Source organism: Borreliella chilensis (assembly GCA_000808095.1).
GTDB lineage: Bacteria > Spirochaetota > Spirochaetia > Borreliales > Borreliaceae > Borreliella > Borreliella chilensis.
Map to the genome: position 1 here is coordinate 286,206 of CP009910.1, position 22,620 is coordinate 308,825.

General features: G+C 31.3%; 28 protein-coding genes. All 28 read right to left on the reverse strand.

Going from position 1 to position 22,620, the window contains the following annotated elements; genetic code table 11:
* Positions 1–30 precede the first annotated feature (30 nt).
* The 28 genes from OY14_01355 to OY14_01490 are packed head-to-tail and all read right to left on the reverse strand — an operon-like array spanning position 31 to position 22,611.
* On the reverse strand, positions 31–294 hold the full coding sequence (locus OY14_01355) for a flagellar biosynthesis protein FliQ (GenBank protein ID AJA90102.1): 264 nt from the start codon (positions 292–294) through the stop codon (positions 31–33).
* A gap of 8 nt (positions 295–302) precedes the next feature.
* The gene (locus OY14_01360) at positions 303–1,067 is read right to left on the reverse strand and encodes a flagellar biosynthesis protein flip (protein ID AJA90103.1); all 765 of its coding nucleotides are present in this window, start codon (positions 1,065–1,067) and stop codon (positions 303–305) included.
* Positions 1,068–1,077: 10 nt separating this feature from the next.
* Complete coding sequence (locus tag OY14_01365) at positions 1,078–1,704, reverse strand: flagellar biosynthesis protein FliZ (GenBank protein ID AJA90104.1); 627 nt, start codon at positions 1,702–1,704, stop codon at positions 1,078–1,080.
* The gene (locus tag OY14_01370; protein AJA90105.1) at positions 1,697–2,038 is read right to left on the reverse strand and encodes a flagellar motor switch protein FliN; all 342 of its coding nucleotides are present in this window, start codon (positions 2,036–2,038) and stop codon (positions 1,697–1,699) included. Before OY14_01370 ends, OY14_01365 begins: the two co-directional genes overlap by 8 nt.
* A gap of 49 nt (positions 2,039–2,087) precedes the next feature.
* Positions 2,088–3,146, reverse strand: coding sequence for a flagellar motor switch protein FliM (locus OY14_01375; GenBank protein ID AJA90106.1), 1,059 nt, complete (start codon positions 3,144–3,146; stop codon positions 2,088–2,090).
* A gap of 20 nt (positions 3,147–3,166) precedes the next feature.
* Complete coding sequence (gene fliL / locus OY14_01380; GenBank protein ID AJA90107.1) at positions 3,167–3,703, reverse strand: flagellar basal body-associated protein FliL; 537 nt, start codon at positions 3,701–3,703, stop codon at positions 3,167–3,169.
* A 49-nt stretch (positions 3,704–3,752) separates the two neighbouring features.
* On the reverse strand, positions 3,753–4,535 hold the full coding sequence (locus OY14_01385; GenBank protein AJA90108.1) for a flagellar motor protein MotB: 783 nt from the start codon (positions 4,533–4,535) through the stop codon (positions 3,753–3,755).
* Complete coding sequence (locus OY14_01390; GenBank protein ID AJA90109.1) at positions 4,535–5,317, reverse strand: Motility protein A; 783 nt, start codon at positions 5,315–5,317, stop codon at positions 4,535–4,537. The genes OY14_01385 and OY14_01390 overlap by 1 nt, the downstream gene beginning before the upstream one ends.
* Positions 5,314–5,538 carry a flagellar protein FlbD gene (locus OY14_01395; protein ID AJA90110.1) on the reverse strand — a complete coding sequence of 75 codons (225 nt, stop codon included), beginning with the start codon at positions 5,536–5,538 and terminating at the stop codon, positions 5,314–5,316. Before OY14_01395 ends, OY14_01390 begins: the two co-directional genes overlap by 4 nt.
* Before the next feature lie 21 nt (positions 5,539–5,559).
* Positions 5,560–6,888: a flagellar hook protein FlgE gene (locus tag OY14_01400; protein AJA90111.1), complete on the reverse strand. Its 1,329-nt coding sequence runs from the start codon at positions 6,886–6,888 to the stop codon at positions 5,560–5,562.
* A gap of 4 nt (positions 6,889–6,892) precedes the next feature.
* Complete coding sequence (locus OY14_01405; GenBank protein AJA90112.1) at positions 6,893–7,336, reverse strand: flagellar basal body rod modification protein FlgD; 444 nt, start codon at positions 7,334–7,336, stop codon at positions 6,893–6,895.
* An 11-nt stretch (positions 7,337–7,347) separates the two neighbouring features.
* On the reverse strand, positions 7,348–8,526 hold the full coding sequence (locus tag OY14_01410; GenBank protein ID AJA90113.1) for a flagellar protein: 1,179 nt from the start codon (positions 8,524–8,526) through the stop codon (positions 7,348–7,350).
* 7 nt (positions 8,527–8,533) lie between these two features.
* Entirely contained in the window at positions 8,534–9,151 is a 618-nt protein-coding gene (locus tag OY14_01415) for a flagellar protein (protein AJA90114.1), read from the reverse strand.
* On the reverse strand, positions 9,151–9,576 hold the full coding sequence (locus OY14_01420; protein ID AJA90115.1) for a flagellar protein FlbA: 426 nt from the start codon (positions 9,574–9,576) through the stop codon (positions 9,151–9,153). The genes OY14_01415 and OY14_01420 overlap by 1 nt, the downstream gene beginning before the upstream one ends.
* Positions 9,573–10,883, reverse strand: a complete 1,311-nt coding sequence (fliI, locus tag OY14_01425; GenBank protein AJA90116.1) for an ATP synthase — start codon at positions 10,881–10,883, stop codon at positions 9,573–9,575. The genes OY14_01420 and fliI overlap by 4 nt, the downstream gene beginning before the upstream one ends.
* A gap of 18 nt (positions 10,884–10,901) precedes the next feature.
* On the reverse strand, positions 10,902–11,822 hold the full coding sequence (locus OY14_01430) for a flagellar assembly protein FliH (GenBank protein AJA90117.1): 921 nt from the start codon (positions 11,820–11,822) through the stop codon (positions 10,902–10,904).
* A gap of 14 nt (positions 11,823–11,836) precedes the next feature.
* Complete coding sequence (locus tag OY14_01435; GenBank protein ID AJA90118.1) at positions 11,837–12,871, reverse strand: flagellar motor switch protein FliG; 1,035 nt, start codon at positions 12,869–12,871, stop codon at positions 11,837–11,839.
* A 15-nt stretch (positions 12,872–12,886) separates the two neighbouring features.
* Positions 12,887–14,596: a flagellar M-ring protein FliF gene (locus OY14_01440; protein AJA90119.1), complete on the reverse strand. Its 1,710-nt coding sequence runs from the start codon at positions 14,594–14,596 to the stop codon at positions 12,887–12,889.
* 14 nt (positions 14,597–14,610) lie between these two features.
* The gene (fliE, locus tag OY14_01445; GenBank protein AJA90120.1) at positions 14,611–14,931 is read right to left on the reverse strand and encodes a flagellar hook-basal body protein FliE; all 321 of its coding nucleotides are present in this window, start codon (positions 14,929–14,931) and stop codon (positions 14,611–14,613) included.
* 13 nt (positions 14,932–14,944) lie between these two features.
* Entirely contained in the window at positions 14,945–15,403 is a 459-nt protein-coding gene (flgC, locus tag OY14_01450) for a flagellar basal body rod protein FlgC (protein AJA90121.1), read from the reverse strand.
* Between the two features lie 23 nt (positions 15,404–15,426).
* A complete protein-coding gene (flgB, locus tag OY14_01455) occupies positions 15,427–15,834 on the reverse strand; it encodes a flagellar basal body rod protein FlgB (protein ID AJA90122.1) in 408 nt (135 codons plus the stop codon).
* Between the two features lie 33 nt (positions 15,835–15,867).
* A complete protein-coding gene (locus OY14_01460; GenBank protein ID AJA90123.1) occupies positions 15,868–17,211 on the reverse strand; it encodes an ATP-dependent protease in 1,344 nt (447 codons plus the stop codon).
* Positions 17,204–17,752, reverse strand: a complete 549-nt coding sequence (locus tag OY14_01465) for a peptidase (protein AJA90124.1) — start codon at positions 17,750–17,752, stop codon at positions 17,204–17,206. The genes OY14_01460 and OY14_01465 overlap by 8 nt, the downstream gene beginning before the upstream one ends.
* Positions 17,753–17,761: 9 nt before the next feature.
* On the reverse strand, positions 17,762–18,706 hold the full coding sequence (locus OY14_01470) for a DNA repair protein Smf (protein AJA90125.1): 945 nt from the start codon (positions 18,704–18,706) through the stop codon (positions 17,762–17,764).
* A 9-nt stretch (positions 18,707–18,715) separates the two neighbouring features.
* Positions 18,716–19,405, reverse strand: a complete 690-nt coding sequence (locus OY14_01475; GenBank protein AJA90126.1) for a TPR repeat-containing protein — start codon at positions 19,403–19,405, stop codon at positions 18,716–18,718.
* Positions 19,406–20,605, reverse strand: coding sequence for a cell division protein FtsZ (locus OY14_01480; protein ID AJA90127.1), 1,200 nt, complete (start codon positions 20,603–20,605; stop codon positions 19,406–19,408). It abuts the gene before it with no gap.
* A gap of 21 nt (positions 20,606–20,626) precedes the next feature.
* Positions 20,627–21,868 (reverse strand): cell division protein FtsA, encoded by a 1,242-nt coding sequence (locus OY14_01485; protein ID AJA90128.1) that lies wholly within the window; start codon positions 21,866–21,868, stop codon positions 20,627–20,629.
* Positions 21,868–22,611, reverse strand: coding sequence for a cell division protein FtsQ (locus OY14_01490; protein AJA90129.1), 744 nt, complete (start codon positions 22,609–22,611; stop codon positions 21,868–21,870). Before OY14_01490 ends, OY14_01485 begins: the two co-directional genes overlap by 1 nt.
* Positions 22,612–22,620 lie beyond the last annotated feature (9 nt).

The following is a 22,620-nucleotide window of genomic DNA, read 5'->3' on the forward strand; positions in this document are numbered from 1 at the left end:
CATCCACACAATGCAATTTTAAAAAATAAATTAAACATTTTGTAATTGATTAAAAACCACATAGGTAAACTGCATAAGCTTATTCAAAATCCAAGGACCAAAAATCACAATACTTAAAAGTATAACAATAATCTTAGGAATAAAACTTAAAGTTTGATCTTGAATTGAAGTAATAGCTTGAAAAATTGAAATTAAAAGACCAACTATAAGGGCTATAATCAACATTGGCGCCGATAGGATAATAATATTTTCAATAGAAATTCTAATTAAATAAAGAATATGCCCTGCGGTCATATATAGCCTCACATAAAACTTTTAATAAGACCACTAGTAATTAAAGTCCAGCCATCTACCATTACAAAAAGAATAAGCTTAAAAGGCAAAGATATCATTACGGGGGGTAACATTATCATACCCATAGCCATTAAAACAGAAGCAACAATAATGTCTAAAACTATAAAAGGCAAAAATATTAAAATTCCCATCTTGAAAGCCACTTTAAGCTCATGCAAAATAAAAGCTGCAATTAAAACATGTGTTGGCACTTCACTAAAATTCTTTGGTCGATCATAACTACTAATACTCATAAATAATCTAATCTCTTCATGACGTCCACCAGACATTTGCTTATACATAAAAATTCTAAGAGGAGCAATTCCCTTGTTATAAAATTCATCAAAATTTATTTTTGACTCCTTAAGGGGTAAATAAGCTTGTTTATATATAACATTAAAAGTTGGCCACATAGTAAAAATGGTTAAAAATAAAGCCAATCCCATTACTATCTGAGTAGGAGGAGATTGCTGAAGAGATAAAGCTCGCCTAATAAAATCCAAAACTATAGATATTCTCAAAAATGAAGTCATTAAAACTAAAAACGCTGGAGAAAGAGTAATAATGGTTAATAAAATCAAAAGTTGCAAAGAAAAAGCTATTTCTGAACCAGTAATATTTTCAAAATTTAAAAACGGGAAATTAAGACCATTAGTAGATTGAAAAGATTTTGTTTGAGCAAAAGATAAACTTGTTATACTAAAAAATAAAAAAAATTTAAAACACTTTCTCAAAATAAACCCTCTAAAATTTTTTTAATCTATCTTGTTTGTCTTTAAGTGAAATCTCAATTTCCTTCTCAAATTTAATATAATCATTTCCAGGAAAAGGAATCTCTTCTTTTTTAAACAACATTTTTTTAAAAATCGATTTAAAAGAATCTTTTTTAACAGAATTATTAATTTTGCTAAGCCTAAGATTCAAATCTTCTAACTCTTCTTCAGATTTAATCTCCTTAAGCAAAATAGAAGAATTGTTAGAAACTAAAAGTATATAAACACTGTCTAATATGTTTATAATTCTTATTGAGCTTTTAATATCTATTTCGTAAAAAACAAGCTCCTTAATAAGATTAGAATTTTGTTCATATTTACTTTTTTTTGAATGAAAAATCAACTTCTTAAGCAAGAAAAAAATAAAAAGAGCAATAAATAAAAATAATACTATTTTTACCAAATCCGAAATATTAAAAAGAGAAACTGACTGAACACTGCCATTGTCAGCAAGATCTGTCTTGACTTCTTCAAAAATTGGCAAGTTAGATTCAACTTCAAGATCAATAGACGCTGAATTTACTTGCTCTTGTGAATTAGCATATGTAAAAAAATTAGAAAACGCTAAAAAAACTAAAAATAAAAATATATTATTCATTTTTAGTTTTAATTATCTCAGTAATTCTAACCCCAAAATTTTCATCAATTACAACTACTTCCCCTCTGGCAACTATTTTACCGTTTACTAAAATATCTACAGGCTCACCAGCAAGTTTATCAAGAGTAATAATCGTACCTTCAGACATACCAAGTATATCCTTTATTTTTCGCTCTGTCCTTCCAAGCTCTACAGTAAGCTGCATAGAAACATCCATTAAAAGTCCAAAATTACTAGGATCAACCCCTTCTGGCAAAGTATCAATTAAATCAGGAAGCTTAACTCCTTTTATTTCAGGCTTTTCTCCATTGTCGCCTTTTTCATCTACACTCATAATTTACCTCTTAACAATTTAAGTTATAATGTAACAAATAACATAACTATCACTCAACCTCTTCTGTAAGTTCTTTTAACAAATCAAAACCTTTTATATCTCCAATTTTTTCTGTAATTTGTACTGAAACTTTGTTACCCATTAAACCCATTCTGCATTTAAACTTTTCTTTAGCACCAACTTTTAAAGTTAAATCTTTATTTATTAAAGAAGATTCAAGATTTAAAACATCTCCTTTCTCAAGCGATAAAATTTCTCTTACTTTAAGCTTAACTTCTCCTATTTCTGCTATCAAAGGCATAGCCGTATTTTCCAACTTTTCACGCAAAGCATCAAGATTTTCACTAGTAGTTCCAACCCCAATCAAAGAATGCCAATATCTTGTTGATAATTTTGAAACAATAGGTTCTATAGTAATATAAGGCAAACAAAAATTCATAAGACCTTCTACTTTCCCTATCTTGACCTCAAGAGTTACTAAGATAATCATTTCTGTAGGGGGAACTATTTGTGCAAACTGAGGATTGACTTCAATGTGCCCAAATCTCGGCCTTAAATCAACTACTTGAGACCAAGCCTCTCTCATATTGGCAAGTATACGAATAATAACACTTTCCATAACAGACTGCTCAATTTCTGTCAAATCCCTACTTTTATCTTTAATTGTATCTCCATCTCCCCCAAAAAGCCTATCTACTATAGCAAACGCTATGGTGGGATCAACTTCAAAAATTGCTGATCCCTTGAGAGGATCCATGTTTATTATTGCTAAAGTTGTGGGGTTTGGTATTGACCTAATAAACTCTTCATAAGTTAATTGGTCAACTGAAGCTACGTGAACATGAACCATTTTCCTCAACAGAGCAGAAAGCGAAGTTGTGGTATACCTAGCAAATGCCTCATGAAAACTTGAAACTGTCCTTACCTGTTCTTTTGAAAATTTATCTGGCCTTTTAAAGTCATATACTTTAACTTTTTGCTTTTTGCCTGTAGGACTAGATATAACATTAGAAAGGGATTCGTCTAACGATAAGCTTTCAGATGAATTAATAGACTCTAAAAGACTATCTATATCGTCTTGAGATAAAGCTCCTGGATTGTTTGCCATTTAAAATTCCTTTAAATTTATTACATATCAAAAATGTCAATTTGGGTTAATGCTATTTCTTTTATTTCTCCGTTTCTAAGCACACTATTAATTCTTGCCTTAATTTCTGCTTTTATTTGACTTTCATTTTTTATTTCTTGACCAGTCCTTTGGCTAAAATATTCCCTAATAATATCTTTTAAACGCACTTTTTGCCTTCCAAGCTCATTAAGAATATTAACATTATTCTCGGCATACCCCAAAGCAAGCTTTACAACAAAAGTTTTTGGAGGAACATCCAAAGTATTGCCTCTAATCTCATCTATACTTTCATACCATATAAGCATAGGCGGCTTTCCTAAGTATTCATTCGAAAAAACTGGAAAATCACTAGGAGCTCCACTTTGGCTTACCACCATTTTAGATACAAAATAAGAAACAATTATCATTATCGCAACAGTAAATATCCCTATCGCAAGTATCTGTAAAATTTTTATTATAATATCGGGTAATAAACCACCTTTTCTACTAACATTGGAATCTCCTATATCTAAATTTTCATCGTCCCTATTAGGCATAATAAAATTCCTCCTATTAATTTTTCTTCTTTACAGTTAAAAAGAATAATTATTGAATAATCTCCTTAGGAAAACTTAAAGATGCGTCCGTAGTAATTAATATATCAATTCTCCTATTGTAAGCCCTACCTTCAGGAGTATCATCTGTTGCAATAGGCCTGCTTCCACCAAAACCAGATACTTCAAACTTACTCTCAACGCTCTTAACATTAGATTGATCTAAATAATTTAAAATATGCTCTAGCATATTAACAGATCTTGCAACCGAAAGTTCCCAATTATTTTTCCAAGGCCCATTTATATCAGTATCAATATTGTCTGTATGCCCTTCTATTTTAAAATTATAACCTCTAGAATTCAAAACTCCGATAAAAGACGCTATTTTTTGAATAGAGTCTCTATTGTCTTCAAGCTTAACATCTGCACTAGCAGAATCAAAAAACGCATCTGCTGCAAGAGATATGACAATTCCCCTCTCTTCTTGTCTTACTATAATATTTTTAGATTGAATTTTTTCAATAAATTCAATCATAGATTTATTTTTAGCAGTCTGAGATGCTTGCTTATTTCGTACAGTAGAAGGCAATGACATAAAACTATTACTCAAATAAGACAATTTATTAAAATCTAAAGTTTTACCACCTTTAAAAAATCCCGCACCCGTGAAAGAAGCAGACATTATCCTTATTACATTTTCTTGAAAAATAATATCATTTAATGAAAACATAGTAACAAAAAATACAAGCAGTAAAGTAACCATGTCTCCATAAGTCAACATATAATCTGGAGATCCTTCATCGCATTTTAAAGGTTTTTTAGTCCGCAAAGCCATCATTCACCTCCAATACTACTACTAAGATGACTTCGATCTTTTGGGGTTAAAAATGTTACCAATTTTTGTTCTAAAATTCTAGGATTATCTCCAGACTGGATTGATAAAACACCCTCAATTATCATTGTCTTTACCGCAGCTTCTTCAGAATCAATTTTCTCTAGCTTCAGTTGAACTGGAGTAAACATTAAATTTGCCATTATAGTCCCATAAAGGGTTGTGATAAGAGCAACAGCCATAGAAGAACCAAGTGCAGATTTGTCCTCTAAATTACCAAGAAGAGCTACAAGCCCAATAAGAGTACCCGTCATTCCAAAAGCTGGGGCAAGCTTTGCCCAAGTCTTAAAAAGATCTGAACCGACTTTATGCCTTTCTTGCATCTGATCAAGCTCTAAATAAAGCATAGTCCTAATTACTTCAGGATCTGCTCCATCAACAACAAGCCTCATTCCTGACTTAAAAAATGGATCATTAATTTGCTCAAGCTCATCATCAAGGGATAAAAGGCCTTCCTTTCTAGCCTTTTCTGAAAGCTCTACCAATATTTTTATAATAGAAATCTTAGCATGATAATTCCTTCTAAAGAAAAATCCCAAATATGTTGGAATTTTTTTTACAGCAATAACTTCTGAAGAAGCCATAAGAGCAGAAAAAGATCCAACAACAGTAATAAAAATAGAACTCAAATCCCAAAAAACACCAAGTCCTGTAGGAGTAAATGCCATAGAAATTAAAATAGCTCCAAATCCAACTCCCCATCCAATTATACTAGCTAAATTCATAATTCAACTCTCCCATTTCCTTCTCCTACAATTTTTTCAAAAGAAGCAACTTCTCTCCGATATAACTTAATCCTATTGACCACCTCTTCAACTTTTTCCTTTACAATTAACTTCTTCCCATTCATAAGAAGAATTGTAGTATCAGGATTGGCTTCAATACTTTCAATATGATAAGGATTTAAATAATATCCATAACCATTAAGCTTAGTTACAAAAATCATATATTAAAAAACAATCTCAAGTTAATTCTTCAATCTTACAAGTTCTTGCAATAATTGATCAGAAGTAGTAATAGTTTTAGCATTTGCCTGAAATCCTCTTTGAGTCACTATCATGTCTGTAAACTGCTCTGCAAGATCAACATTAGCCATTTCTAAAACACCCGATCTAATAGAACCAAGTCCAGCAAGCCCAGTCTCACCTATTCTAACTTGACCTGAATTGCTTGTTTCCACAAAATTAGTATCACCTGATTTTGCAAGACCTCCAGGATTCATAAAAGAAGCAAGAGCAATTTTGCCAAGATCTCGTCTTATACCGTTTGAATAAATCCCAACTATAACACCATTTTGATCAATCTCATAATTTTCCATATATCCCATACCATATCCATCTTGAACAATAGCCTTTGTACTACTAGAATCAGCAAACTGAGTGATTGAATCAGTATAACTTCCAACTGTTCCCAAATTCAAATTTACAGTTTGCTGCTCACCAGCCTCACCTATATTTGAACCTACAACATTAAATGTTACAGGAAATTGAAGAACATCTCCTTTTTGGCTTGGTTGTCCATTCAAAGAAGCTAATGCACCTTCATTATCAAACCCTAGTGTAAAATTTGAATTTTGCTCGCCATTTATCAGTACTGATGCATTCCATAAATTAGGGGTATTTAAATCTTTTACAACCCTAAGCTCAAGAACGCTAACATTCCCAAAACTATCATACAATGACTTATTGACCACCCAAGTTCCACGTGCAATATCTGCTGAGCCTGCACCTTCTTGGACTAAGGGCAATCTCTTGTCAAGATTACAAGCAAAAGTAACATTCCTAGTAGACTTTGCTCCCTCTTTGTCTCCAATAGGAATAAGAAGATCTTCAACATCAGCAGCTGTATTGATAACCTTTTCTCCTTCTAAATCCCTTGCCATCCAGCCTTGAATTCGCATTCCATTTGCAGGATTTACAAGATGTCGATCAGAGTCCACATCAAAAGCGCCAGCTCTTGTATAAAACAAATTTTTACCTTCTTTTAAAATAAAAAATCCATTGCCACTAACTCCAAGATCAGATGCTTTTTGGGTACTTTGAAAAGCTCCTTGAGTATGAATAGTATCAATTGCAGCAACATTCATGCCTAATCCAACCTGTTTAGGATTAGTCCCACCACGATCATCAGTAGGACGAGAAGCTCCAGAAATAGACTGTGATATCATATCTTGAAAATTTACTCTCCCCTTTTTAAACCCAATTGTATTTACATTAGCAATGTTGTTACCAACAACATCCATTCTTGTTTGATGATTCTGAAGCCCAGAAACACCAGAATACAAAGACCTCATCATATAATTACTCCTCCAAGCCTACCGATAATATGTTTTTATATACATAATAATTACCATTAACCATTATTTGGGGTATTGCACCTGTCTTAATACTTGTGACACGGCCTTCAACAATTTCCCCATCACCATGCTTAAATTTAATTACTTTACCTAATAAATCTAAATCTTTTCTTATTCCCAAAGAAGATGAAAGTTTCTCAAACGATTTACTCATATTTGTCATTTGCTCAAGAGTAGAAAATTGCGCCATTTGAGCAATAAATTCTTTATCCTTCATTGGATTTGTAGGATCTTGATACCTAAGTTGAGTAATGAGTAACTTTAAAAAATCATCTCTGCCTAGATTAACCTTATTAGAAACATTGTCGGTCTTAAAATCAAATTCCCTTCTAATCTTGCTATTGATAGCCAAATTAGAAACATTCTCAATATTATTTATTTTACTCATTTAACTCTCCTTTAGACAATTAAATCGACATTTTTATCTAAATCCTGAGAAAATTCAATTTCTTCTTCAATTTGAAAAACTTTATTATACCCAAAATAAAAATTTTGATCCTTAGAATCATCCTTAAAACTTTTAGAAAAAGAATTAAAATTTTCACCAGCAAGAAAAAGATTTAAGCTAGCATTAAAACCACTTTCACCAAGCATTTTATTTAATGAATGCATATTTTGGTCAAAAAGTATTTTAACATTTTGATTATCTACCACTATTTTTCCCAACAAATTATTATTAGAATCAAGGTTTAAGTTAATTCGTATACTGCCAAGCTCTCTAGGCTTTAAAACCAACTTAATTTCTCCTGTATTATTCGATTTTAACACAACTTTAGCTTTATCCACAATATTTTTATTAATCTTAAGATTCCACTCTGGCTTTAAGCTACTCACAAAATCAAAACTATCAACCTCTTTAGAGGTTTTTATATTATAATCAGTAAATTCTTCAACAAAACCTTTTAAAGAATCTTCTGATATTTCTTTAACTTTATACCTACCAACAAAATTTTGACCATCAATTGCTTTTAAACTAAACTTTGAAGAAACAAAATCATTATGATCACTATTGCTGCTCTTTCTAAAATCTTGGACATCAATGTTAATAACATTTTTTTCTTCCTTTTTATCATTCAAACTCATCTGATTATAATCATCAATTAAGACAGCCAAAAAATCGTACCCAAAAAAAGAGCTCAAATCATTGAAAGACAAACAAAGGCTTTCAATTTTTTCAAAAAATTTTTCTTTATTTAGAGAATCAAAATTAAAAGATAAATTTTCTCTAATATTATTAAAACCTTCAAAATCTAAAAAAACATTCATTCTGTTGATCAAGGACTTCAAATCAGAAACAAAAGCCTTATTGTCAAGTTTTTTTAAAAAAAAGGACTTATTTAAAGGAGATTTTTTAAAATCTTTAGAGATAAGTCCATTATCTTTTAAGAAATTTAAAAAATCAAATACCATAAATTTTGCTTTAGCCAATTTTTTAGATTCAAAAGACATAATATTAAAAAAAGAACCCATATTCTCTTTAGATTCCGCTTTAGAAACATTCAAATTTAATCTCTTAATTGTATTTAAAAGATTAAATTTATTGTCATAAGCTTTATTTAAATTTAATAAATTACTCATACAAACGTTACTCCAATGAACTAACAGACATTTTTCTAATCAATACAGCAGCTTTTTTAGAATCCATAAGAGACAACCAATAGGGAACAATTGATGCACGACCTTCTTTTTTTGAAAATTCTTCAATTTTTCGCATATAAGATATTGCAAGCTCAGGATTTAAATCTTCAAGCCGCTTAACAGCATCCTCTGGTGGCATATTCATTAAATATACAGCTGTTTGTAAAATATTTGCTTCCTCGTCATTATATTTATTTATAATATCATCTATTACTTTTTGTTTTAAATCTAAATCTTTCTGCTTTTGCTTAAGCTCAAATTCAAGCTTATTTAAACTGTCTTCTTTTAATTTTAGATCTTCCTTAAGCTTTTCAATCTGCTGACTCTTAATATCAATAGCTTCTCTTTCCTTAACAAGCCTAGCCTCATCAAGAATTATATTAGAATTATGATTAAATCCCAAAGAAGTCTCTCCTAAAAATTTAGTTCTTACAAACTCAGGAAAATACCTTCTAGTATTATACATTCCAAGGAAATCAATAAAGAATAATATAAAGAAAAATAAAATAACAATTAAAGATAACAAGAAAAATGCTCTAAAAAAGAACGACAAAAAATTATTCACTATTTAATCCTCAGATTTTGACAAACTTTATAATTTGCATACTCATCTAGCAATAAGCTTTCTTTTTTTTCTCTATTTTTAATTATAGAGCCATTTAAAATTTTTATTAATATCTCAATCTTTTTTTCTTCCCTATATTTATCTACATAAATATCATAACACTCATTATAATTCTTTTTAAGCTTTTCAAGAATTTTAAAATCTTGTTTTTTTTTATAATTTAAACAGTCTATATAACCCCTTATAGAAAGATTGTCAAAACTATCCAGGCTTTTTAAAATATTAGGGATTCCATCTAAAAACTGATTTATTTTCAAAATTTTCTTATTTATATTCATTAAGTCTCTCTCGCTTAACTTTCTATAATAGGTTCTAATGGCCAATATCCTATTAAGCTTTTGTTTTCTAAAGTTTAAATCATTCAAGATAATATTTCCCTTATTTCATCTTCTAAATTTTCAAAATCAAATGTTTCATTTATTCCTTGAGAAATAAAATTAATAATCTTTGGATACTTAGAAATTGCAAAATCGACATCTTTATTGGATCCTTTAAGATAAATCCCTGTTCTAATAAGATCTTCATAATCTTTATAAACAGATAATAAACTTCTAACTTTCATTATTAACTTTTGTTTTTCTAAATTCATTATTCTATGAATAGATCTTGAAGTCGAACTAAGAACATTTATTGAAGGATAAATCCCTCTATCAAACAAATCTCTGTCTAAAATAATATGACCATCTAAAACAGCCTTAATATTATCAGCTACAGGCTCTGTAAAATCATCCCCTTCAACAAGAACAGTATAAAACCCAGTAACACTTCCTCCCTTACCATTAAACCCCGATCTTTCAAGTAAAATTGGAATTTCAACAAACACAGAAGGCGGGTAACCTTTAGCTACAGGAGGCTCTCCTAAAGAAAGAGACATCTCCCTTTTAGCATTTGCAAATCTAGTAATAGAATCAAAAAGCAACACTACATCTTTACCTTGCTCTCTAAAGTATTCTGCTATCATGGTGGCAACATAAGCTCCCTTATACCTTGATATAGGTGATTCATCAGAAGTTGAGACAACTAAAACGCTTTTTTTTAAACGCTCCTTACCAAGTTCATGCTCAATAAACTCATTAAGCTCCCTACCTCTTTCCCCAATAAAAGCAATAACATTTACATCTGCATTTGAATTTTTTGCAATCATACCAAGCAAAGTAGATTTACCAACACCAGCACCTGAAAAAATACCGACCCTTTGCCCTTTTGCAACTGGCAAAAACCCATCAAGAACTTTAACCCCTGTTAATATTTGCTCTTCAAAAATACTCCTACTAATTGGGTTAATTTTTTTGAAAACCAACTCTTTATATCTATTGTTCAAAAATGACCCTTTATTATCAATAGGTCTACCAAGAGAATCAATAACTCTTCCTAAAAGCTCATCACTAAGATTAATTTCTAATCCTTTATTTAAAGAATAGACTTTATTCCCAACTTCAATCCCACTAAATCCTTCATAAGCCATAAGACTAACATAAGGACCATTAAAGCCTAAAACCTCAGCACACACCCTTCTATTATTTCTTTGATCAATTAAACACAAATCTCCAACAGCACACTGGGGCCCTAAACTTTCAACCAAAAGGCCCTTTATTTTTTGAACCCTGCCAACAAAAGAGACAGTTTCAATATTATCTACTTGTTTTAAATAATTTTCAAAAAAATTGCCCACTAAAATTCCTTTAGATATTCAACTTAATAAAGAAAAGTTTTTAAATTTTTCCTCTATTTTATCAAGTTGAGAAGAAATACGTGCATCAATCTCTCCAAAATTAGTTTCAATTATACAGCCACCTTTACCTATGTTGGGATCTTCTATAATTTCTAAATCTTCTATAACATCAAATCTAAAAATAAAATCACTCTTTTTATGTCTAACAATATCTAAATCGTCAAGATTTACACGAATGGTAATTTTTGTTTTATCTTTTACCTTTTTTAACACCTCATTAACATTTTCCAAAACAATATCTTTTTGAGAAGCTGTAATTCTTTTAATAACCTTGATTGCAATTTGCATAACAAGGCTTACTATCTGCTCACCCGAAGATTCAAGAATGCCTCTCCTCTCAGCAATCAAAGATGCTATTATGCCATGCAACTTTCTCATCACTTTGTCAAAATCTTTAAAACCGCTCTCATAACCCTTGTTATACCCTTCTTCCCTACCTTTAGATGTTGCTATCTCAAGATCTTTTTTTAACTTTTCTTCATACTCTCTTGCTAATTTTTCAATCTCAGCATTAGATTCAGCTTCAATAGATTCTTTTTTATAAACAGCTTCTCTTTGCAAAAGATCTGCTTCTTGCTTGGCTGCCTCTAATACTTCATTGGCTTTTGCTTTAGCCTCTTCAATAAGCCTCTCAGATTCAATCTGAACTTCTTCTTTAGCAAGTTCTTGCCTTTTAACAAGCTCTTCCTCAAGTCGCAATTTTTCATCTCTTAATAATTGCAACTCCTCTTTAAGATTAGCAATTTTACTGTCTATATCGTAAACCTTGCATTCCTTCTTCTTAATTTCCAAAGATTCAAAAATAGGTTTTGCTATCTCAACAAATTCCAACCTTACTGAACTATCAACTTCTGATGACTTATATAAAACCTTAGGCAAACAACACTCCTTTATCAGACAAGCACATCTTCTTCACCACCTCTTGAAATAACTATTTCCCCTTGTTCTTCTAATTTTCTAATAAGAGAAACAATTTTTTGTTGAGATTCTTCAACATCTTTTCGTCTAGTAGGACCCAAAAATTCCATATCCTCCTTAAGCATTGAAGCTGCTCTTTTTGACATGTTTTTGAAAATTTTTTCTTGGACAGGAATGTCTACAGATTTTAAAGCTTTTGCCAACTCTTGACCATCTATCTCTCTTAAAACCCTTTGTATAGATCTATCATCAAGCAAAACTATATCCTCAAACACAAACATTTTCTTCTTAATCTCTTCTGCAAGCTCTGGATCTTCCTCTTCAAGAGATTCAATAATAAACTTCTCCGTCTTTCTATCAGCCATATTGATTATCTCAACAACATTATCAACTCCTCCTGCTGATGTGTAATCTTCTGAAGAAAGAGAAGCTAATTTTTTCTCAAGAACTCTTTCAACCTCTCTTACAACCTCAGGAGAGGTTCTGTCCATTAATGCGATTCGTCTTGCAACATTGGTTTGTACTTCTGTAGGCAAACTAGACAGAATAAAAGAAGCTTTTTGGGGATCAAGATATGAAAGTATTAAAGCAATTGTTTGGGGATGTTCTTGTTGAATAAAGTTTAAAATATTTGCAGGATCTGCTCTTCTAACAAATTCAAAAGGCCTAGACTGTAAAGCAGACCCCAAATTATTAATAATGTCAACTGCTTTTTGGGTTCCAAGAGATTTTTCAAGAAGCTCTCTTGCATAATCAATGCCACCCTTTTGAATAAATTCTTGAGCCATCATTAATTCTTTAAACTCTAAAAGAACATTATCTTTAAGCTCAGAAGTAATTGTCTCAAGCTTTGCTATCTCAAATGTCAAAGACTCTATCTCTTCTTGAGAAAGATACTTAAACACTTTAGAAGAGATTTCAGAACCTATTGAAACCAACAAAATAGCAGCCTTTTGCTTACCTGTTAAAGCAGAAACGTCAAGAATCTCCTTTTCTTTTTTTTCTTCCATATCCATTACTACCTTCTACGCATTTTTCAAAAGCCATGTTCTTATAAGCTTGGCAACATCTTCTGGTTTTTCCCTGGCCAAAAGTTCAGCATTATTTTGCAGCTCATCGCCTTCTCTGATCCCACCAACAACATCATCAACGCCAATATCATCCCCACCATCCATCAAGGCTTGCTGACGCCTTAAATGGGCTTGCTTTGCCAACTCCTCTTCTCTAAGGCGTCTTCGTCTTTCAAGCTCTCTAGAAATAGCAAAAAATACTGTAAATACTAAAATTAATAGTGAAAATATTATACTTGCAACAAATAAAAGATATTTAAACCTTTCACTTGCAAAATAATTTTCATCTATTTCTCTAAACTCATTCATACGATCAAAAGATATGTTTCTAACCGTTATTGAATCGCCTCTTTCTGGCTTATATTCAAAAGAGCTTTGCAAAACATCTTCAATATTTTTTATCTCTTCTAATGCCATAGGTTTGTATTCTCTTTTTCTCATTCCATTTTCTATTATAAAATCTCCCTTCTCATCATATACAAAATTCCAAATACCATCCACGAAAATACCAAGAGAAACACCCACAATCCTAGCAGGCTCTTTTTCACTTGTAGATTTTTTTTCGTTTAAAGCAACATTTTTAATTTCTTGCGACTCATTATATTTACCAGTAATATCACTTAAGTCCTGATATTCAGGGGGAGTATTGCCTTCTTGCCCAGGAGGTCCCCATGGACTATATCCTTGTCCTTGATATTCTTTTTTTTGAGTCTGAGAAGATATAATAGTTGAATCACTTACTTTTCTAGTGTTATAAGCAGCTTTTGGATCTTGAGCTTGAATCTCAATAGGAGCATACTCTTTAGACTCTGTGGTTTCTTTTGAGGTGTCAAGTTTCACATTTACTCTTGCTATCATAAATCTATCAATAGACAAAACCTTGCTTAATGCAGAGTCAATTTCTCCCCTAAGCATGGCTTCATACTTAAGTTTTAATTTACGCTCTTTTTCTGCTAAGTCTATTCTATCTATTCCATCTAGATTCGAAAAATCATTTAAAATAGTTCCACTATTATCAACAACAGCAATATTATCAGATTCAAGACCCTCAATGGCATATTGAATAAGCTTAACAAGTCCTTCAACCTTTTTCCTATTAGTAATAATATCAGAGCCAGGTCTTGGGGTAATTCTAACAGATGCCTTAACAGGTTCTTGAGCATCTTTAAAAAGAGCTTTTTCAGGCATAACAAGATTTACACTAACAGCATCAACATCGTCTAAAGCCACAATGTGCTGTTCAACAGCTCTTGTAATTGATCTTCTAAGATTAATGCTTCTTTCAAAATCAGTAATAGTCCATCTATCAATATCAAACAAAGCCCATGGATCCATATGAACAGGTACAAGCTCTTCTCTGACAAGAATTGCTCTCATTTTTTTTGCAAGTTTCTCATCATCTAAATAAATTCTTCCATCAGAACTTAAAAAATATTTAACATTTTCTCTATCAAGTCTTTGTGATATCCTATCTAAGAGATATTGATCTTTAATTTCAACCCCAAAAAGAGCAATGCTTTGACTTCTAGTAGAAAACCCTATCAAAAAAACAAAAGCAATAATTACAAAAAAAATAATCAATCCTAAGGCTATTTTCTGAACAGTACTAGCTTTTTTGAAGATTCCTTTTGCTGAAACAAAAAATTTAGTAAAAAAATTGCTCAAAATCTTATGGCTCCTTAACGAATATTGATTATATCTTGATAAGCCTTCACGCTTCTCTCAACAACAGCTTTTAAAATGCTTAAATTCATATTAGCCTTAGACATTGCTATTACAACATCATGAACATCAACACTACTAGGTCGAAGAATAGCTTGCTCCATAACTTTAGAAACATTTAATTGGCTTTTGTTGATATCAGTAACCGTATTTATTAAAACATCTTTAAATGTTTTAATATCACTGCTTTTGGAACTAAAAAGATTCACATCAAAATGTAAAGGATTTTTTTTAACTAAATTAATATTACTCTCTGTAAAAAAAGCATCTATTTTCACCAATAATCTCCTTTTAGCTTTGAAGTATAGCTAATGCGCTCCTAAACATAGACTTGCTACTATTGATAACAGTAGAATTTGCCTCATAAGCACGAGAAGCTGAAATCATATCTACCATTTCTTCAACTAAATTGACATTAGGAAGCTCTACATAACCTTTTTTATCTCCAAAACTTATTGCATCAGGATGAGTTGGGTCGTATTTTAACTTTAACGGAGACTTGTCTTTTTCAATGCTTGCAACCCTAACTCCTTGACCAATACCATTATCAAGATAATCTGGAATAAAAGGCCCCTTCCAGTAAGGATTATTAATCCTTGGAGCAAAAACAATTCTTTGCCTTCTATAAGGCCCACCATCAGAAGTTCTAGAAGTAGAAACATTTGCAATATTATTAGAAATAACATCAATCCTCAATCTTTGTGCCGTCAACCCTGTTGAAGCCACATTAATACTTGAAAACAATCCCATTTTACATTCCTTAAGATACTAATTTATTTTAATACAATATTAATGCTTTTAAAATAATGTGCCTGAATATTAGTCATAAGGTGATACATCATTTGATTTTGAACAAGCGCCTTAATCTCAGAATCAATATCAACATTATTGCCATTATTATTCACAGCTGAAAGGTGATCAAGAACTCTCTGGGGCTTAACGTCTGAATACTCTGGATTTTTAATTCCAGACAAATGCTTATCACTAGACTTTATCAAGTCTAGATCATTTCTACATTTATTTGAAACAGCCTTCTCAAGCTCTGACTCAAAAGAAATTTTACTTCTTTTAAAATTTGGAGTATCTACGTTTGCTATATTGTCAGAAATAACACCTTGTCTTAAGCTTAGAACATCTAAATATCTGTGTGAAAAATCTACAGATCTCTCGAAATCATTCAAATTAGAACCCCCTCTTTTTAAAATTACTTTTAACTAAATTATATAATAATTTAAATCTTTTTGTTCGTTAATTTGTATTTTTTTATTAACATAGTCCAAGTTTATTTCAAATTTTTTTAACTTACTACCAGGCACCTCAAAAAAAAGATCTGCAAGCACTCTTTCCATAACGCCATGAAGTCTTCTAGCACCAAGATTTTCATTTTCAAGATTCATATTAAAAGTGAGCTCTGCAATTTTATCTATAGCCTCCTCACTAAACTTCAAATCCAAATTATAAACCTTAAACATTGCAACATACTGCTTTATTAAAGAATTTTTGGTTTGTTTTAAAATTTTTTTCAAATCGTCTATGCTTAAACTCTTAAGCTCAACCTTAATCGGGAATCTCCCTTGAAGCTCGGGTATTAAATCAGAAGGTTTTGCTAAATTAAATGCCCCTGCTGCAATAAATAAAATATGAGAAGTATCAACTATACCATATTTTGTATTAACTTTAGAACCTTCGATAATTGGTAAAATATCTCTTTGAACGCCTTCTCTAGATACATCATTACCACTCCTATTCTTAGCAGCAATTTTGTCGATCTCATCAATAAAAATAATTCCCATATTTTCAACTTTGGATTTTGCAATATCTGAAATGTTTTCATGATCAACTAATTTCTCAAGCTCTTCTGCTAAAATTATTTCCTTTGCCTTTTTAATCTTCAATTCTCTTTTCTTTTTTCTATCAAATAGATTGCCCAATAAACCTCCAATACCCATATCAATCTCTTCAAAATTACCACCTGTAAATATTTCTATTGTAGAAAATGGCATTTTGCTAGAAATTTGTATTTCAATAGCAGTGTCATCAAGCTCACCTGCTCTAAGCTTTTTCCTTAGCTTCTCTTTTACCTTTTCTTCCGCCTTTATTTCGCTTGGATCTACATTTTCAAAATTGCTAGACCCCTTAAAAAGACTTTCAACTATTCTCTCTTCTGTTTTTACTAAAGCATCTTCTCTTACAGCGCTATACATTTCTTCTTTTACCATATTAACTGCAATGCCCATTAAATCCCTAACCATAGATTCAACATCACGACCAACATAACCAACCTCAGTATATTTTGTAGCTTCAACTTTAATAAAAGGAGCCTTGATTAATTTAGAAAGCCTTCTTGCAATCTCAGTCTTTCCAATACCAGTTGACCCAATCATAATAATGTTTTTAGGCATTACCTCATCTTTTATTTCTTTGGGAAGTCTAGATCTTATATATCTATTAACAAGAGCAATTGATACTAATTTTTTAGCTTCGTTTTGACCTATTATGTACTTATCAAGTTCTGCAACTATATCTTTGGGAACTATATGATGTTCTAACTTATTCATTTTCAATCTCCTCAATCACAATGTTAGAATTAGTATATATGCACACTCTTGCCGCTATCTTTAAAGATCTAAGCGCAACTTCAAAAGCACTTAATTTTTTATTTTCCATGTAAGCAAGAGCTGCTGAATACGCATAATTGCCCCCACTACCAATTGAAATAACATCCTCTTCAGGCTCAACAACATCACCAGTACCAGAAATTAAAAGAATATTACTAGAATCAGCAACAAGCATCATAGCCTCAAGCTTATGAAGTATCTTGTCAGAACGCCAATCTTTTGCAAGGTCAACAGCAGCCCTTTTAATGTCAATCAAACCATCACCTTTTGCCTTGATTTTTTCTTCAAATTTTTCAAAAAGAGTAATTGCATCAGACGTTGAACCTGCAAATCCTGCCAAAATTTTTCCATTAAGCAATTTTCGTATTTTAATAGCATTACTCTTTAAAACAGTATGTCCAAAAGTTACTTGTCCATCTGCTGCTACCACAGTTTTGCCATTTTTTTTTATTGCAATAACTGTAGTTCCTTTAAAGCTCATATTACCCCCCTATTTATATATCTCGTTTAAAAGTTCATCAATAAGAAAATCAGATACATTTTTACAATTACAATACTCTTTAGAATCATCCTCAATCTTATTGGAATCTATATATTCAACATTCAATAAAGCATAAAGATCTTTAATGGTTTTTATCTCTTGAGCACCAAAACTATACAATTTAACGGCTCCATCGCCACAAAAATCTAAATCATAAACATAAATGTCAAGCCCCAGGTCAAGACCAAGTTCAGCTGTAATCAAAGCTCCCGATTTTAAAGGCGCATAAGTTATAAAAATAGCATCCGACAAGCCTGAGATTAATCTATTTCTTTTAGCAAAAAAATAATTTTGAATTTTATCAAAAGGCAACGTCTCAGTAATTATTCCGCCCCCTTGTTCTAAAAGCTTAAAAACATATTTTCGATTTTGCTTAGGATAAATATTGTCAATATCTGTTGGAATAACAGCAAATGTCCTCCTATTCTCATTAATTGCAGCTATATGGGCCTCAATATCAGCCCCAATTGCAAATCCAGAAATAATCTCTACACCATTTCTTGCAAGATGTGCAGAAAACTCTCTCGTTCTCTCAGCAAGAGTTTTGCTAATTCTTCTCGAACCAACAACAGCCCAAGACAATGAAGAAAAATTAGGCAAATTACCTTTGTAATAAATAGCAAAAGGGGGATCATAAATTCTCTTAAGCTTATTAGGGTAAATCTTAGATCCTAGAATAGCAATTTTGGCTTTTGTCCTTCTAATAACTTTTTCTTGCAATTCTATTAACTTTAAATCAGGCAGCCTAAATAATCTTTTAAATGATCTTGAAAGATAAGCCTCAATGTCTTTTTGAGTCAATTTAATAATATCATTAAAATCAAAATTAATAAAAAGCTTTAGTTTTTCCTTGCTTTTTAAAAATTTTAAATTATCAATATAAAGCAATTTCATCATAAATAATTACTTCAAATTGCTCATGATCCTAGAAACACCTTCTTTTTGCTCTTCAGTTACAGCCTTTTTACTAGCTTTATCATAAAACAATATAGCATTACCAAAATCACCAAGCGAATAATAATTTGCACCTCTTAACATTAAAAACTCAAAATAATCCTCACCCATATTATCAAGCTTATTTAAATACTCTTTAGCTTCAAGCTGCTTATCAAGTTCATATACATACATATTAGAAATAGCAAAAAGAGACTCTTTGAAATCATTTCTAATTGAAATTGACTTTAAAAAAGAATTTTCAGCAAGAATCATGTATCTTTCAATTTCATTTTTTATCTTTAAATTTTTAGCTAAATTATAAGAAGCAACACCTACGTAAAAATGTGACAAATAACTATTGGGGTTGATTTCTAAATTTTTACCAAAATACTCAATAGAGGGTCCGTATTGCCCAAGCTTAAAAAATTCAAGCCCAATCAAATTGAAAAACCTGGCTTTTTTATCAATTGAATTAACTATCTTTAAAATATTCTTATCTTCTTTTTCTACAAATTCCTTATAAACTTCAATTTTAGATTCAGATCCACCGCCTGAAATTTCCAATTCTCTTAACCTAAGCCCAAGATTCAATTTTTCCTTAGATTCATTTCCGCAAGATACAAATAAATTAATAAGCATTAACAAAAAAATTTTCATCTAATCATCGCTACTTTTTTTGTTTAAATTTCTAAGAAATGTTGGAACATCAATATCATCATCAAAATAATTAACATTTTTAGACTTTACTGCAAAAGAAGAATCTTGATGTTCATAAGATCCAGAAGGAATATTTTGAGTACCTGACATTAAAGTGTCAAACTCTTTAGAACTTAAGGTATTATTTTCTGGCGAATTGGATATTTCCTTTTGCCTTTTAGATGCAAAACCTGTAGCAACAACTGTAACATAAATTTCATCTTCAAGATTTGAATTAATAGCATGGCCATATATTACAGTAGCCTCATCATCAACACTAGCAGTAATTATTCCCATAATCTCTTCAAGCTCAAGCAATGAAAAATCATCACCACCAGTAACATTGACAAGAAGTCCTTTAGACCCCTCAATACGCACTTCCTCAAGTAAAGGATTACTAATAGCAGAAGTTGCAGCATCAACAGCTCTGTTTTCACCCTTGCCATATCCGATTCCCATTAAAGCATCACCTTGCCCTTGCATAATACTTTTAACATCGGCAAAATCAATATTAACCTCTCCGTGTTCAATAATAAGCCCTGCAATACCTTGAACACCCATTCTCAAAACATCATCTGCACGTTTAAAAGCATCTTTAATAGTAGTCCTTTTGTCAACAACAGTTAAAAGCTTTTGATTTGGAATGATAATTAATGTATCTACAGACTTTCTTAAATTATTTATTCCTTGCTCAGCAAGTCTTAATTTCTTAGGACCTTCAAACTTAAAAGGCTTCGTCACAACTCCAACTGTCAAAATTCCAAGCTCTTTTGCAACTTGCGCAATAACCGGAGCTGCTCCGGTTCCTGTTCCACCACCCATACCAGCAGTAATAAACACCATATCAGCACCAGAAAGATGATTACGTATAACATCTATGTCTTCCTCTGCGGCAGCCTGCCCAATCTCAGGCTTTCCTCCAGCACCAAGCCCCGCTGTAACTTTTGCTCCAAGAGCAATTTTTATGGGAGCAATAGAGGTTTGGAGAGCCTGAAGATCAGTATTAGCCACAATAAATTCAACATCTCTTACTCCATATTCAATCATACGATTAACAGCATTACTACCTCCTCCTCCTGCACCAATCACCTTAAGAATTGTGGGATTTGTAGTAGAATCAAATCTTCTTGTATGGCCATCAATCATATTATAATCTTTCATTAACGCTTCCTCCATGATTGGTCAAAACCATTCTTTCAAAAACCAACCTTTCAACTTTGAAGATATTTTATTTTTTCTTTTAACTTTACTGCTTACCTTCTTTAATTTATTGAATTTTTGTTGCTCATGCTTATAAAGAACAAGACCAAGAGCTGAAGAAAACTTAGGATCTATATGCTCTTCTCCAATCCCATTAATACTCATTGGCAAACCTATTCTTGCAGGATAATGAAATACTTCTTCTATTAAATTAGAAATACCTGGGAATAAAGCTCCCCCACCTGTTAAAACTATCCCACCATTAATTTTATTATAAAGCCCACGTTTAAGTATTTCCGCCCTCATCATTTCAAAGATTTCTTTTAATCTTGAATTAATGATTATAGACAACTCTTTTCTGCTTTTTTCTTGAGGGGGTCGAGTCCCTAGATTTGGAATAATTACAGTTTCCATTTGACTATCAAGAATAGATGGATGGGCAATGCCAGCTGTTACTTTAATATTCTCAGCAACATCCTCAGGAACCTTCCAAACTTGAGCAATATCAAGAGTTACCCTATTAACACCAATAGGAATTACACCTGTATAATAAGGAGAACCGTCAATATAAAGAATAATATCAGTAGTTCCTTTACCCATATCAATAAACAAAACACCCATCTCACGCTCTTCTTTAGAAAGAGTTGCATAAGAAGAAGCTAAACTTCCAAGAACAACCTCATCAACTGCAAATCCAGCTCGATTTACACATCTGACTAAATTCTGACTAGAAGAGCTAGATCCTGTAATAATATGCACTTCTCCTTCAAGACGAATACCCATCATATCTATTGGATTTTTTATATGAGGTATTCCATCTACAATAAATTCTTGAGGAATAACATGAAGAATTTCTCTATCCATTGGAATAACAATTGCCTTTGCAGCTTCGATTACCCTATCAACATCTTCTTCGTTAATCTCTCTTGTTCTTGAATTTATTGCAACAACACCACGCGAATTGGTTCCCTCAACACTACTCCCAGACATAGAAACTGAAAGCGATGTAATATCACACCCTGAAATGAGCTCTGCAGCCTCAATAGAATTAGATATTGAATCAAGAGCAGCTTCAATGTTTATTAAAACTCCCTTCCTAACTCCTCTTGATATACTAGTGCCTATTCCAACTATTTCCAATTGATCATTCAAATTTACTTCAGCAACAACAGTACAAATTTTTGAAGTTCCAACATCCAAACCTACTATCAAATTCCTAGACACTAACTTTCTCCTAACAAAATGATATCACCACTTCTTAAATCTATAACACCAGGCTTTCCTTTAAGCAAATCAACTGCAAGAAATACTTTATGCATCACGTCTGTTAAATCCATATCAACTGTTATCAATATTTTATTATATATGCTTTTAATATACAAAATTACATTATAATCATAGAAATTCAATTTTAAAAAATTTACCTCTGATATTAAATTATACAAATATTTTTGATTTATTTTAAGATAATTAAGACCTCTTACAACATTAAGCATTCTATCCTCTAGAAAATCTCCGACATTATTATCATTCAAAATTAATCCACTAATTATAGGTAAATCATAAATTAAATACTCACTTTTTTCCAAAATTACACCATCTGATGCAATACAATAATAAGTAATGTTACCATTTACATTTTCTAAAGCAACAGCAACGGGTATTCTTTTCTCTATTTTAATATTAATTTTATTAGGAAACTTAAGATCAACCTTAGCATTCTTTACTCTTAAATCTCTTTTAAGATTCTCCTCATATATTCTAACATTAACATTATGATAATAAGTATTAGGCTTAATTCCTGAAATCTTAATTATATCTTCTTTAGAAAGAGAAGTATCATTATTTATGCTAATATATCTAATCAAAAAATAAGGAGACACAAAAATAATAATTATTATTTCAAAAAAAATTAAAGACGTTGAAAAATATATATATTTAATTAAAAATTTTCTCTCAATAATCATAAACTAATC

Bases quoted from the DNA above. Each gene is read 5' to 3' on its own strand.
- OY14_01460 (AJA90123.1), bottom strand. From the start codon at position 17,211: ATGAATAAGTTAGAACATCATATAGTTCCCAAAGATATAGTTGCAGAA.
- OY14_01490 (AJA90129.1), bottom strand. From the start codon at position 22,611: ATGATTATTGAGAGAAAATTTTTAATTAAATATATATATTTTTCAACG.
- OY14_01465 (AJA90124.1), bottom strand. From the start codon at position 17,752: ATGAGCTTTAAAGGAACTACAGTTATTGCAATAAAAAAAAATGGCAAA.
- OY14_01375 (AJA90106.1), bottom strand. From the start codon at position 3,146: ATGGCAAACAATCCAGGAGCTTTATCTCAAGACGATATAGATAGTCTT.
- OY14_01395 (AJA90110.1), bottom strand. From the start codon at position 5,538: ATGATTTTTGTAACTAAGCTTAATGGTTATGGATATTATTTAAATCCT.
- OY14_01365 (AJA90104.1), bottom strand. From the start codon at position 1,704: ATGAATAATATATTTTTATTTTTAGTTTTTTTAGCGTTTTCTAATTTT.
- OY14_01480 (AJA90127.1), bottom strand. From the start codon at position 20,605: ATGAAAGATTATAATATGATTGATGGCCATACAAGAAGATTTGATTCT.
- OY14_01390 (AJA90109.1), bottom strand. From the start codon at position 5,317: ATGAATTTAGCTAGTATAATTGGATGGGGAGTTGGATTTGGAGCTATT.
- OY14_01410 (AJA90113.1), bottom strand. From the start codon at position 8,526: ATGAGTAATTTATTAAATTTAAATAAAGCTTATGACAATAAATTTAAT.
- OY14_01405 (AJA90112.1), bottom strand. From the start codon at position 7,336: ATGAGTAAAATAAATAATATTGAGAATGTTTCTAATTTGGCTATCAAT.
- OY14_01385 (AJA90108.1), bottom strand. From the start codon at position 4,535: ATGGCTTTGCGGACTAAAAAACCTTTAAAATGCGATGAAGGATCTCCA.
- flgC (AJA90121.1), bottom strand. From the start codon at position 15,403: ATGGGATTGTTTTCAAGTATTAATGTGGCTTCAACAGGGTTGACGGCA.
- OY14_01400 (AJA90111.1), bottom strand. From the start codon at position 6,888: ATGATGAGGTCTTTGTATTCTGGTGTTTCTGGGCTTCAGAATCATCAA.
- OY14_01475 (AJA90126.1), bottom strand. From the start codon at position 19,405: ATGAAAATTTTTTTGTTAATGCTTATTAATTTATTTGTATCTTGCGGA.
- OY14_01355 (AJA90102.1), bottom strand. From the start codon at position 294: ATGACCGCAGGGCATATTCTTTATTTAATTAGAATTTCTATTGAAAAT.
- OY14_01370 (AJA90105.1), bottom strand. From the start codon at position 2,038: ATGAGTGTAGATGAAAAAGGCGACAATGGAGAAAAGCCTGAAATAAAA.
- OY14_01470 (AJA90125.1), bottom strand. From the start codon at position 18,706: ATGAAATTGCTTTATATTGATAATTTAAAATTTTTAAAAAGCAAGGAA.
- fliL (AJA90107.1), bottom strand. From the start codon at position 3,703: ATGCCTAATAGGGACGATGAAAATTTAGATATAGGAGATTCCAATGTT.
- OY14_01435 (AJA90118.1), bottom strand. From the start codon at position 12,871: ATGGAAGAAAAAAAAGAAAAGGAGATTCTTGACGTTTCTGCTTTAACA.